Genomic DNA, 12,030 nt, shown 5'->3' with positions numbered 1-12,030 from the left:
GTTTGGATACTTACCCCCATCCTGGCACCCCTATACGGACACTCCTTCACATGAGCGGTCATAACGTCTGGACACACAAAGGCACGTTTTTATTGGCGGCGGTGGGCTCTGCCGTCGGTCTCGGCAACCTCTGGCGCTTTCCCTACCTCACCGGTGAAAATGGGGGCGGCGCGTTCATCCTTATTTACGCGCTGACCATTTTTGCCGTGGGCATTCCTATCCTCATCGCTGAAACCATGCTGGGGCGCACCAGCCGTCAAAGCCCTATCATGGGTATGCGGCATTTGACTAAAACGCATCGCACATCACGGGCGTGGGAGTCGATAGGCTGGCTGGGCGCCGCCTCCGCTTTTTTGATTTTGAGCTTTTACTCGGTGATCGCGGGCTGGGCGCTGCACTACACCTGGCTGATGCTCACCGGTTCGCTGGTTGGCGCAGACGCGCAAACCATCAGCGAGGGCTTCAATGCGCTGCTCGCCTCGCCCGGATTAATGACGCTGTACCACACGCTGTTCATCGTGGGCTCCGCGCTGATCGTCGGTATGGGTATTCATAAAGGCATAGAGTCGGGCCTGCGCATCATGATGCCTGCGCTGTTCGTCATTCTGATCGTGGTGCTGATTTACGGCATCATCAATGGCGATGTGGGCGCGGCAGCGAGCTTCCTGTTCACCTTCAACATTGGCGATCTCAGCTTGGAAGGCTGGCTGCAGGCCATGGGTCAATCGTTCTTTACCCTAAGCCTCGGTATGGGCGCGATCATGGCTTACGGCGCTTATATGTCCAGCGACGCGTCGCTCACACGGACGGCCATTGCCGTCGCGTTCGTCGATACCGCCGTTGCCATGGTCGCGGGCCTGGCCATTTTCTCGCTGGTGTTCGGCGCGGGCCTGGAAACCGGCCAGGGCCCCGGGCTGATGTTCGTGACGCTGCCGCTGGCCTTTGCCGAGATGCCGTTTGGTGCCTTGGTCGGTGGTGTGTTCTTCATTCTGGTATTGGGGGCCGCCATTAGCTCCTCCATTTCGCTGATCGAGCCGGTCGCGGCGTTTCTGGTCGAGCGCTTCGACATGACGCGTCCCCAGGCGGTCACCATCATGGTCGTTGCGGCTTGGGCCATGGGGCTACTCACGGTGGTCAGCTTCAACGTCTGGGCAGAAGGCACGATTTTCCATACGCTGTTTGGACGCAGCGCCTTCGATGTCATCGAGCTGCTGACCAATATCTTCATGCCGCTGGGTGGCCTGTTGATCGCCCTGTTTGCCGGCTGGGCGCTGACCCAGAGCGAAGTCATGAAAGAGCTCGGCACCAATGCCACCTGGTTCGCTTTCTGGCGCTTTTTAGTGCGTTTCGTCGGGCCGGCGGCAGTATCGTTCGTCTTTTTACGTACGATACCCCACATCGAGGGGTATCTGATTCCAACGCTCGGCGCACTGCTCATCGTGGCGGCTTTTGCGCTTGCTCAGCGCCTGCGCCACTCTAAACCTTGATAACAATATCCCTGCTGCAGGCGGTGACGAGGCCGCCTGCCTTACGAGGACACCATGCAACCGCTTATCGAAGTACAACACGTCAATAAAGCGTTCGGTGGGCTACACGTCATCAACGACTGTTCGATCCAAGTCGAGAAAGGGTCGATCACCGGCATGATCGGCCCTAACGGAGCCGGTAAATCGACGCTCTTCAACCTGATCGCCGGGGCGCTGACGCCGGACAGCGGGCAGATCCTGCTCGATGGCGAAGACATCACCACCTTGAGCGCCGACCAGCGTTTCCACAAAGGACTGCTACGCACCTTTCAAATTGCCCACGAGTTCAGCCAGATGAGCGCGCTGGAAAATTTGATGATGGTGCCCCCCCGGCAGGCCGGTGAAAATCTGTTCAATACTTGGTTCAAGCCATCGCTGGTGCGCGAGCAAGAGGCCGAGGTGCGCCGCCGCGCGCTGGAGGTCATCGACTTCGTCGGCCTGCACCATGTGCGCAACGAACTTGCGGGCAACCTCTCCGGCGGACAGAAGAAGCTTCTGGAGCTTGGCCGCACCATGATGACCGATGCCAAGATCGTCCTGCTCGATGAAATCGCCGCGGGGGTGAACCGTACGCTTCTTGGCGATTTAATGGGCAATATCGAGCGGCTCAACCGTGAGATGGGCTACACCTTCCTGGTCATCGAGCACGACATGGACATGATTTCGCGGCTCTGCGATCCGGTCATCGTACTGGCCCAGGGCAGCGTCATGGTGGAAGGACACATCGAAGCGATACAGAGCGACCCGGCAGTCATCGAGGCCTACTTCGGCTCGGATGCCGCCTGACCCCGGCAATACGCTTCACACCGTCACGACCAACAGCCCACCCACGGCTACAACAACATGATCGCGTCTGGAGACCCCAGCGCGACGCTTGCTGAGACGCGTTTATGTCATCGACACAGGCATCACCCCAGCCACTGCTTGTAGCACGCGACGTGCACGGCGGTTATGGCAGTATGAACATTTTGAACGGGGTCGATATGACCCTGTATGCCGACGAGGTCGGCGTCATCGTCGGCCCCAATGGCGCGGGAAAATCCACCATGCTCAAAGCCGTATTTGGGCTTCTGAACGTCAACCAGGGCGAAATCCTGCTCAACGGCCAACCCATCCACAATTTACCGCCCAACCAACTCGTGGAGCGAGGCATGGGCTTCGTCCCCCAGGAGAAAAACGTCTTCCCCAGCCTCTCGGTGAAAGAGAACCTGGAGATGGGCGCCTACCTGAAGCCGCAGAACGTCAAGCGCATGCTGGAACAGGTGTACGACTTCTTCCCGCCGCTGGTCGAGAAGCGCCACCAGCCGGCGGGCGAGCTCTCCGGCGGCCAGCGCCAGATGGTGGCCATGGGTCGTGCACTGATGGCAGAGCCCAGCCTGCTGCTGCTAGACGAGCCCACGGCCGGATTATCGCCACTCTATATGAATGAGATCTTTGATCGCGTGAAGAAGATCAACGCCGCAGGTGTGGGCATCTTGATGGTCGAGCAGAACGCCAAGCAGGCCCTGGCGATTGCCGATAAAGGCTTTGTCCTGGCAGCAGGCCAGAACCGCTTTACGGATACCGGGGCGGCTCTGCTGGCCGACCCCGATGTCGCCAAAAGCTTTTTGGGCGGCTAGCCCGGGGGAGAAACGCGTGAACGAACTGGCTTTTTTCATTAATAACGTGGTGATTGCGGGCAGCGTCACCGGCTCGATTTATGCCATTGGCGCGATTGGCGTGACGCTGATTTTCAGCATCATGCGTTTTGCCCACTTTGCCCATGCCGACATGATGACCTTCGGTGCCTTCATGGTGCTGCTGCTCACCACCGCTTTCCCTGCCGTCGGCGCCAGCATTGGCGTCCCCACGGCGCTGATCATGCTGCCGCTGGCGATGCTGCTCACCGCCCTGCTCGCCGTCGGTATCGATAAGGCCTTCTATAAGCCGCTGCGCGCCCATGGCGTAAAGCCCATCGTCATGGTGATTGGCTCATTGGGGGTCACGCTGATGCTGCAGGGCTTGATTCGTTTGTTCTCGGGCACCGGCGGGCAGAGTCTGTATGTCGATGACCGCAAAGAGATCTTTCGTCTAGCGCTACCGTTCGAAGGCGCGCGGGCACCGATCGTGATCACCGAACCGCAGATCTATCTGTTCGTGATCACCATCGTTGCGGTGATGGCGCTCCACCTGTTCCTCAACCGTTCACGGTTAGGCAAAGCCATGCGCGCCATGTCGGATAATCCGGAGCTGGCCCAGGCATCGGGCATTAATACCAATACCATCGTGGCGGTCACCTGGGTGATTGCGGGCGGCCTCGCAGCGATTGCGGGCACGCTGCTCTCGTTGGACGTGACCTTCAAACCGGACCTGAGCTTCTTCCTGCTGCTGCCGATCTTTGCGGCGGCCATCGTCGGCGGAGTGGGCCATCCTTACGGCGCGATTGCCGGTGGGTTCGTGGTGGGCTTTGCCGAAACCTTGGCCGTCTTCAACTGGAACGTGTTGATACGCCCTTTCCAAGACAGTTTTCCCGAGTGGCTGGCGCTGCCGTCGAATCTTGCCTTCGTGGGCACTGAATACAAAATCGTGGTGCCGTTCTTCATTCTGGTGGCCATCCTGGTGTGGCGCCCGACCGGCCTGTTCAAAGGCAAGGTGATCTAATGAGCCATCCAACCAATACTCGCAACCCGGCCTACACGCCGAAAGACGCCACCCCGCAGCGCCGCTTCCCGCTGCGCGAGCTGGTGCTGTTTGGTGCGCTGCTCCTCGCCGTTTTGGCGGTGTATGCCCAGATGGGTGCGGCCTACAGCACTCGCATGCTGGTCGAAGCCGCCTGTTACGCCATTCTCGCTTTGGGCCTGACGATTCAGTGGGGCTACGCCGGGCAGTTCAATGCCGGGGTGATGGGCTTCGTCGCCCTCGGCGGCTTCTGCGCCATGCTGTTTAGCGTACCGGTCAACGACGCCTTTTGGGGTACCGAGCTGCCGGGTGAGCTCGGCCAAGTGCTGCTCTATGGCCTTGCGGCCACGGTCGTGGTCATCGGTGCCACCAAACTCGACCGCTTGGGTGTGCCCAAAACGCTGCGCACCGTGATCGCCGTAGTGCTGGCGGTGGTACTTTACCTCGTCGTGATCAGTCTGTTGCGCGATGTCACCAGCCAAATTCAGTCCCAGGCGGGCTTTGTGGGCGGATTTGGCCTGCCGCCTTGGGTGGGCTGGATCGTCGGGGGCGCGCTGGCCGGTGGCGTGGGCTACTTCATCGGCCATGTGTGTCTTGGGCTGCGCAGCGACTACTTGGCGATTGCCACCCTGGGTATTGCCGAGATCATCAAGGCGTTTTTGAAAAACTCCGACTGGCTGACCCGCGGCACGGCCACGGTCTCGCCGCTGCCTTGGCCCACGCCTGGCCCTGCCGAACTCGGCTTTACCCTCTCCCGCGCCATCTATCTATCGGTGACGGCGGTGGTCATTGCGGTGATCTTCTTCCTGCTGCACCGTGCTTATCACGCCCCTTGGGGGCGAATGATTCGCGCGATCCGCGACAACGAAGTCTCATCGGCGGCCATGGGTAAGGACATCAACAAGCGTCGCCTGGAGATTTTCGTGCTGGGCTGCATTTTGATGGGCCTGGGGGGCGGCATGTTGGGCACGTTCAACAGCCTGTTCGATCCGCAGGGCTACCTACCGCTGAACCACACCTTTCTGGTGCTGGTGATGGTCATCCTGGGCGGCCCCGGCAATAACCTGGGCACCATTTTTGGTGCGGTGGCCGTCTACATCATCTGGATCATGTCCGAGCCGCTGGCGCTGTTTTTGATGGAGCTGTTCGTCGCACTCGGAGAGAACGCCTTTGGCTGGGAGGCACCCAGCAATATGGACAGTCGAGCGCTTCAAGCACGAGTTCTGGTGATCGGCATGCTGATCACCCTGGTACTGCGCTTTGCCCCCAAAGGGCTGCTGCCTGAAAAGATCAAAAGCCACGGCTAATGACACAGGCATCGCCCAACGAAAAGCGCCCCGCTCAATGAGCGGGGCGCTGTGTTATGTAGCAATGGTAACGGCTTACAGGTCCACTTGCCCTTTGCTGGTAAAGGTGCCGTTTTCTACAGCCATCTCGACGACCACGCCCGGTACATCACCGTTGTCATCGAACTCGTGGGAGCCGGAGGCGCCTTCGTAGTTGATGTCCGTCCCCGCAGCGATCAGCTCGACGGCTTTCTCCCACTCACCGGGCAGGATCACTTCACCGGGAGCACTCGATACGCTGCGCAGGGCTTCCGAGAGCCCTTCACGGTCTGCGCTGCCGTTTTGCTCGATGGCTAGCGCAATCAGGAAGGCCGCATCGTATGCTTGAGCCGCAAACACGGCGCTGGGATCGATATCCGCCTCAGTCGCTGCGTTGTTAAATATTTCGGTGCCGGGTAGCTCTGGGCTGCCGGGGCGAGTGGCAATCATGCCATCCAATACGTCGGCACCGATCGCTTCGACTAGGCTGTCGCCTACCATCCCGTCAGCGCCCACGTACTGGGTGAACATGCCACTCTCATAGGCTTGACGCAGTACCGTTTGGCCAGACGTGTCAGCGTAGGCCAAGACGACGAGGGTATCGGCACCGCTGGCGGAGAGCGAGCCCAGCTCGGAGCGGTAGTCGGCGCGGTTATCTTCGTGGGCGAGGTTCTCGGCCACTTCGCCGCCACCGGCGGTAAACGCGGCGCTAAAGGCGTCCGACAGACCACGGCCATAGTCGTTGTTGACGAAGGTAACGGCCACATAGTCGATGCCTTTATCCAGCAGCAGCTTGGCCAGCATTTCACCCTGGAAGGCGTCCGACGGCACGGTACGGAAGACCAGGTCGTTGTCGTCCAGCTCCGATACCGCGGGGGCGGTCGATGCTGGAGACACCATCAACACACCGCCAGGGATCGCGGCGTTGTTGGCAGCGGCAATCGTGGCACCGGTGCATAACGCCCCAACGATGGCCGTGACGTTCTCGGAGTTCACCATGCGGTCGGCGGCGTTGGAGGCGGCCGACGCATCGGAACAGGTGGTATCGCCCGAAGGCATGGCCAGGGTCTGCCCCCCCAAGATACCGCCCTGCGCGTTGACCTGTTCGACCGCCAGCTGGGCCCCAGCAAAGATCGGCGGTGTCAGACTCTCGATTCCCCCCGTAAAGCCGCCCAAGAAGCCAACTTTGACCTCCGCTTGGGCCATCCCGGTTAAAGCAAGTGACGAGGCCGCTACGGCAATGGCTAGTGCGCGCTTATTGATCATATTATTTGTCGCTCCCAGTAGATTGAGTGCCCTGACCGTCCAGCGCAGGGCTACCCATAATCTGGAACCGTCCCGTCAAAAACACAAGCAACGGTTTCTAACGCTCGTGGTTTTTCGGCTCTGATGCCTCTAAACGCTCAGCCAGTCGCTTCTGTCGGCGCTTGTTGCGGTACATGCGCACCAGAGCAATGACCAGCGCACACGCCACCATGACGGCCAGTACCGCGCCCTGCCAGGGGCGGGCACCGTCACCGAGCACGGTTTCGAGAGTAATGATCAGCGCGAGGCCTAGCGCCTGACTGCCTATGGCCAGAGCGCGCAGGGTGTCAAAAGAGGATTGCGGCATCGACATCTCCATCGTGAGTAGCGTGCGTGGTATGGTGCCCTAGTGTACCTGCTTACCGGAATGACGATGAATGCCATAGCCCTCGGCCCCCTGCTGATTTCGACGCCACGGCTTTACGCGCTGGCCTGCGCGCTGCTGCTGCTGCTGAGCAGCCGCTACCTGCTGGGGCTATCCGCCAGACCCCATGGCCGCTGGTTCAACGGCTTGTTGCTCGCCTGGCTCGTCGGCGCGCGGGTGACGTTCGTCGTCCTCCATTGGGAGAGCTACGCTGCGTCCCCGCTGGACGCGCTGAAAGTATGGCAGCCGGGCTATCACGCCCTCGGCGGCCTGCTTGCTGGCTTGCTTTGGACCGTCTGGGCACTGCGCGCGCGGCTATTGGCGATGATCGGCGGCCTGGCCATGACGGTAGGCGCCGCCAGCCTTTGGCTGGTGCTGGTCACGCTATCACCGCTGGGTCAATCATTTGCCGTCACGTCGCTACCCGATGTCACGCTAGACGATCTCGACGGCAACGCGGTGTCGCTGCCGTCGCTGACCCATCAAGGCGAACGCATCATCGTCAATCTGTGGGCCACCTGGTGCCCGCCCTGCCTGCGCGAGATGCCGCTGTTAGAAGAGGCGGACCAGCGCGACGACATTACCGTCGTCGTGGTGAATCAGGGCGAGGACTTGCTGCCCATTGCCCGCTATTTGGACGAGCAGTCACTCAGCTTCCGTTACCCGCTGCGCGACCCCGAGCAGACGCTGATGGCGCGCTTCCAAGCGCCGGGGCTTCCGACGACGGTGCTCTTCGATACGACGGGCAGAACCCTCGACGTGCACGTCGGTGAACTGACCCGCGCGCAGTTGGAGCGCTGGTTGCGCGATTGACCACGATAGACCTTAATCCCCCCGCTGCTTTGCGTTAGAATCCCCCGCCCTGTTAGCCGCCGGTCACCTGCCCCGGCGGCGTACGACCCGATTTTGACGACTTCCTCGAGGCATCATGAGCGATTTTTCTCCCGGCCAGCGCTGGATTAGCGACGGCGAAGCCGAGCTTGGACTCGGCACCGTGCTTAACTGCGACGCCCGTAGCGTTACCATTTTGTTCAGTGCCAGCCAGGAAACCCGCACCTACAACACTCGCCAGGCGCCGCTCACCCGCGTGATGTTCGGCAGCGGCGACCGCGTTCTCTCTGCCGATGGCTGGCAGATGATCGTCGATGACAGCAAAGAGAGTCGCGGCCTGATCACCTACATCGGTGAAGACAGCGACGGCACTCTGCGCGAGCTGCCCGAGGCCAAGCTGGCCGATACCATGCAGTTCGATCAGGCCCGCGACCGCTTGCTCACCGGTCAAGTCGACCGCAACGACTGGTTTGATCTTCGCTTTCGCACTCTTCACCACTTCCAGCGCATCGAGCAGCACGGGGCCCTCGGTTTTGCCGGGCCGCGCATCGACCTCATACCCCATCAGCTCTATATTGCCGACGAAGTCGCCGGACGCCATGCGCCGCGGGTTCTGTTGGCCGACGAAGTGGGCCTGGGCAAAACCATCGAAGCCGGCCTGATTCTTCACCGCCTGCTGCTGGCTGGCCGGGTAGAGCGCGCGCTGATATTGGTGCCCGACAGCCTGACCCACCAGTGGTTGGTCGAACTGCTGCGCCGCTTCTCGCTGAACGTCACTCTACTGGACGAGCACCAGAGCCAGGCCCACGGCAGCGCCAACCCGTTCGAGAGCGCCCAGCTCGTGCTGGCTAGCCAAGGCTGGCTGTTTGCCAACATTCATCGCCAGGACCAAGCCCTGGCCAGCCGCTTCGACCTGCTGATCGTCGATGAGGCCCACCACCTGGATTGGAGCCCGGAGAAGAGCGGCCCCGGCTACCAGTGCGTGGAACAGCTCGCCGCCGAGATTCCCGGCCTGCTGCTGCTCACCGCCACGCCGGACCAGATGGGTCTGGAGAGCCACTTCGCCCGCCTGCGGCTACTTGACGCTGAGCGCTACCACGACATCGAGCGCTTCAAAGAGGAGGAGCAGCACTACGTCGCGGTGGCAGGCGCCATCGATGCCCTGGAGGAGCTGCCGCACACCGCGAGTGCCCGCGAACGCGTCGCCGCCGTGGCCGACGACCGCGACAGCCAGGCGCTGCTCGCCACGCTGTGCCACCCAGAGGCCAGCCCGGAGCAGCAGGACGCCGCACGCGCCCAGCTGCGCGATGCACTGCTCGACCGCCACGGCACCGGCCGCGTGATGTTCCGCAACAGCCGCCGTCACGTAGGCGGCTTCCCCGAGCGACGCCTGCATTTAGCTCCGCTCGAACTGCCGTCGGCCTACCGCCGCGTGCTGCGCCGCCTGGAGCGCGACGACGACTATTTGGACGAGCTGCTGATCGAAACCGGCATGGACCATCCAGACGTACTGATCTACCCGGACGCCATGTACCGCGAGCTCAGCAACGACCCGCTGAACACCGAGGCTTGGTGGCACATCGACCCTCGCGTCAACTGGCTGCTCGAAAAACTCAGCGACGACAGCGAGACGGGCTTCGCCAACGACAAAGTACTGGTCATTGCCCACCACCGGGAAACCGCAGAAGGGCTCGCGGAGGGCCTGCGGGTCTTGGGCGGCTACCATGCGCCGGTCTTCCACGAAGGCCTATCGCTGGTCGAGCGCGACCGGGCCGCCGCCGCGTTTGCCGACGAAGAGGATGGCTGCCAGGTGTTGGTGTGTTCCGAGATCGGCTCCGAGGGGCGCAACTTTCAGTTCTGCCGCCACTTGGTCATGTTCGACATGCCGCAGCACCCCGACCAGCTAGAGCAGCGCATTGGCCGTCTTGACCGGATCGGCCAGCGCCACGCCATCGAGCTGCACGTGCCTACGTTTACCGGCAGCCCCGGCGAGCGCCTGCTGCGCTGGTACCACGAAGGCATGGACGCGTTCAGCGCGCCCCATGGGGTGGGCAGCGACCTGTTCGATGCCTTTGGCGATGCCCTGGCCGATGCGCTGCTCGACGACGAGATGCTCGACGAGATCATCGACGAGACCCGAGAGATGTTCATCGCCAAGCTCGCCGAGCGGGATGCGGGTCGCAACCGCCTGCTGGAGCTCAACGCCTGCCGCCCCACGCGGGCACGGCAGGTGATCGATGCCGTACGCGAGCTGGACGACGACCCGGCGCTGCCTCGCTACGTGGAGCGTGCGCTGGATATCTTCGGCGTCGACAGCCAGGAGATCGGCAACGGCCTGCTGCATCTGCAACCCAGCCAGCACATGCTGGATGGCCTGCCGGGGCTGGTCAAAGGCGAAGAGGGCTTCTCCGCCACCTATCGTCGCGATCAGGCGCTAGCGCGGGATGACGTGCAGCGGCTCTCTTGGGAGCATCCGCTGGTGCGCGAAATGATGGGCCGCGTGCTCGACGGCACCATGGGCAACACCGCACTAGCACTGCTGCGTCATCCGGCGATTCCCAGCGGGCGCTTGATGGCCGAGCTGGTCTTCCGCACCCACTGTCCGGCGCCCAAATCGCTGCACCTGAACCGCTTCTTGCCGCCCACCGCCGTACGCGTACTGCTGGATGAGTCAGGCGCCAACCTGACCAGCAAGATCTCGTTCACCGGGCTGGGCAAAAACCTGCAGAAGGTGAACAAGTCGCTGGCGCGGGATTTGATCAAGAGCCGCCATGATCAGCTTCGCGAGCTGCTCACCCAAGGAGAAAGCGAAGCCGAGCGTGAACTGCCGAGTATCGTAGAGGCCGCAGAAATCCGCATGCGCGCCCAGCTGGACGCCGAGCTGGCCCGCCTGACGGCGCTGGCGGAGCACAATCCGGCGGTGCGCAGTGAAGAGCTGGAAGCGCTGCAGCAGGAGCGTCAGGCGCTGAGCAGCGCTATCGAAAACACTCGCCTACGACTCGACTCGGTGCGGGTGATCATCACCGTCGACCCCAACGCGAACTGAGCCTCGCGACGGGCGGCTATAGGATGGCCGCCAGTGCTTGGTCGAGCGTCGGGTACTGAAACTCGAAGCCCGCTTCGCGTAGCCGCTCGGGACGCATGTCTGCCCCGGTCAACAGCAGCCGCGACATCTCCCCAAAGCCCGCTTTCAGCACGAACGCGGGCACCGGAAACATGGCCGGACGATGCAGCTGCTTGGCCAGCGTTTGGGTGAATTCGGCGTTGGTCACCGGATGCGGTGCGCTGCCGTTGAACGCACCAGAGAGGGCTGGCTGGTTGATCAAATAGATGATCGCGGCCACCAGATCATCTCGATGAATCCAGGGCATGAACTGCTGACCATCACCAAACCGCCCGCCTAGGCCGAGTTTGAACGGCGGCAGCATTTTTTGCAGCGTCCCGCCCCCCGCTTCGAGCACCAGCCCAATACGCAGAATCGCCAGCCGGATGCCCATCGTCTCCACGGGCTTGGCCGCCGCTTCCCACTGAGCGCACAGCCGATGCGCGAACTCGTCGTGGGGCGTGGTGGTCTCGTCCACCACCTTGTCCCCCTGATCGCCGTAATAGCCCATCGCCGAACCACTCACCATGACGCTCGGTAAAGGTTGGCCGTTGGCCGTCAGCTGCTCGCAGAGGGTAATGAGCTGCTGGGTACTCTCGACCCGGGAGCGGATGAGTCGCTCTTTCTGTTCGGTGCTCCAGCGTTTTGCCGCAATGGGCTCCCCCGCCAAATTCACCAGCGCGTCTGGCGGTGTGTCCACGAAGGCTTGCGCGCTATCGCGGATATCGCAGGTCTTGGGCAGTTTACCGCGCACGTTGTGGGGCGTTCGGGACACCACCTGCACCTCGTGCCCTTGGTCGATCAGCACTTGGCTGAGTCGCTGGCCCACGAAGCCGCTGCCCCCGGTGATTAATACCCGCATGGTGTCACTCCTTTGCCGTTAAACGTGGTGTGCAGGAGAGTGTTGCCTGCCACCGC

General features: G+C 62.0%; 10 protein-coding genes. 7 read left to right on the top strand and 3 right to left on the bottom strand.

Going from position 1 to position 12,030, the window contains the following annotated elements; genetic code table 11:
• The first annotated feature begins 50 nt into the window (after positions 1-50).
• The 5 genes from FHJ80_RS13375 (at position 51) to FHJ80_RS13355 (ending at position 5,491) form a co-directional block, all read left to right on the top strand.
• Positions 51-1,487 carry a sodium-dependent transporter gene (locus FHJ80_RS13375; RefSeq protein ID WP_139527857.1) on the top strand — a complete coding sequence of 479 codons (1,437 nt, stop codon included), beginning with the start codon at positions 51-53 and terminating at the stop codon, positions 1,485-1,487.
• Between the two features lie 54 nt (positions 1,488-1,541).
• Positions 1,542-2,312 carry an ABC transporter ATP-binding protein gene (locus tag FHJ80_RS13370; RefSeq protein WP_139527856.1) on the top strand — a complete coding sequence of 257 codons (771 nt, stop codon included), beginning with the start codon at positions 1,542-1,544 and terminating at the stop codon, positions 2,310-2,312.
• A gap of 104 nt (positions 2,313-2,416) precedes the next feature.
• Positions 2,417-3,145, top strand: coding sequence for an ABC transporter ATP-binding protein (locus FHJ80_RS13365; RefSeq protein WP_139527855.1), 729 nt, complete (start codon positions 2,417-2,419; stop codon positions 3,143-3,145).
• Positions 3,146-3,161: 16 nt separating this feature from the next.
• On the top strand, positions 3,162-4,166 hold the full coding sequence (locus tag FHJ80_RS13360; protein WP_139527854.1) for a branched-chain amino acid ABC transporter permease: 1,005 nt from the start codon (positions 3,162-3,164) through the stop codon (positions 4,164-4,166).
• Complete coding sequence (locus FHJ80_RS13355; RefSeq protein ID WP_139527853.1) at positions 4,166-5,491, top strand: branched-chain amino acid ABC transporter permease; 1,326 nt, start codon at positions 4,166-4,168, stop codon at positions 5,489-5,491. The genes FHJ80_RS13360 and FHJ80_RS13355 overlap by 1 nt, the downstream gene beginning before the upstream one ends.
• Before the next feature lie 75 nt (positions 5,492-5,566).
• Here the strand turns inward: FHJ80_RS13355 and FHJ80_RS13350 are convergent, their stop codons facing one another.
• Positions 5,567-6,775 (bottom strand): ABC transporter substrate-binding protein, encoded by a 1,209-nt coding sequence (locus FHJ80_RS13350; RefSeq protein WP_139527852.1) that lies wholly within the window; start codon positions 6,773-6,775, stop codon positions 5,567-5,569.
• A 97-nt stretch (positions 6,776-6,872) separates the two neighbouring features.
• The gene (locus FHJ80_RS13345; protein ID WP_139527851.1) at positions 6,873-7,121 is read right to left on the bottom strand and encodes a hypothetical protein; all 249 of its coding nucleotides are present in this window, start codon (positions 7,119-7,121) and stop codon (positions 6,873-6,875) included.
• A gap of 66 nt (positions 7,122-7,187) precedes the next feature.
• Here FHJ80_RS13345 and FHJ80_RS13340 point away from each other — a divergent pair, with 66 nt between their 5' ends.
• Positions 7,188-7,991 carry a TlpA disulfide reductase family protein gene (locus FHJ80_RS13340; RefSeq protein ID WP_139527850.1) on the top strand — a complete coding sequence of 268 codons (804 nt, stop codon included), beginning with the start codon at positions 7,188-7,190 and terminating at the stop codon, positions 7,989-7,991.
• 115 nt (positions 7,992-8,106) lie between these two features.
• A complete protein-coding gene (gene rapA, locus FHJ80_RS13335) occupies positions 8,107-11,055 on the top strand; it encodes an RNA polymerase-associated protein RapA (RefSeq protein WP_139527849.1) in 2,949 nt (982 codons plus the stop codon).
• A 16-nt stretch (positions 11,056-11,071) separates the two neighbouring features.
• Here rapA and FHJ80_RS13330 read toward each other — a convergent pair whose 3' ends face one another.
• On the bottom strand, positions 11,072-11,974 hold the full coding sequence (locus FHJ80_RS13330) for a TIGR01777 family oxidoreductase (RefSeq protein ID WP_139527848.1): 903 nt from the start codon (positions 11,972-11,974) through the stop codon (positions 11,072-11,074).
• Positions 11,975-12,030: the final 56 nt, after the last annotated feature.

Source organism: Halomonas sp. BL6, assembly GCF_006228115.1.
Taxonomy (GTDB): Bacteria; Pseudomonadota; Gammaproteobacteria; order Pseudomonadales; family Halomonadaceae; genus Vreelandella; species Vreelandella piezotolerans.
Note: the sequence above shows the minus strand (reverse complement) of the source record. Positions and strands in the feature narration are given on the sequence as shown.

Coding starts and splice junctions, on each gene's coding strand:
- FHJ80_RS13375 (WP_139527857.1), top strand. CDS start 51: ATGAGCGGTCATAACGTCTGGACACACAAAGGCACGTTTTTATTGGCG.
- FHJ80_RS13370 (WP_139527856.1), top strand. CDS start 1,542: ATGCAACCGCTTATCGAAGTACAACACGTCAATAAAGCGTTCGGTGGG.
- FHJ80_RS13365 (WP_139527855.1), top strand. CDS start 2,417: ATGTCATCGACACAGGCATCACCCCAGCCACTGCTTGTAGCACGCGAC.
- FHJ80_RS13355 (WP_139527853.1), top strand. CDS start 4,166: ATGAGCCATCCAACCAATACTCGCAACCCGGCCTACACGCCGAAAGAC.
- FHJ80_RS13350 (WP_139527852.1), bottom strand. CDS start 6,775: ATGATCAATAAGCGCGCACTAGCCATTGCCGTAGCGGCCTCGTCACTT.
- FHJ80_RS13345 (WP_139527851.1), bottom strand. CDS start 7,121: ATGCCGCAATCCTCTTTTGACACCCTGCGCGCTCTGGCCATAGGCAGT.
- FHJ80_RS13340 (WP_139527850.1), top strand. CDS start 7,188: ATGAATGCCATAGCCCTCGGCCCCCTGCTGATTTCGACGCCACGGCTT.
- rapA (WP_139527849.1), top strand. CDS start 8,107: ATGAGCGATTTTTCTCCCGGCCAGCGCTGGATTAGCGACGGCGAAGCC.
- FHJ80_RS13330 (WP_139527848.1), bottom strand. CDS start 11,974: ATGCGGGTATTAATCACCGGGGGCAGCGGCTTCGTGGGCCAGCGACTC.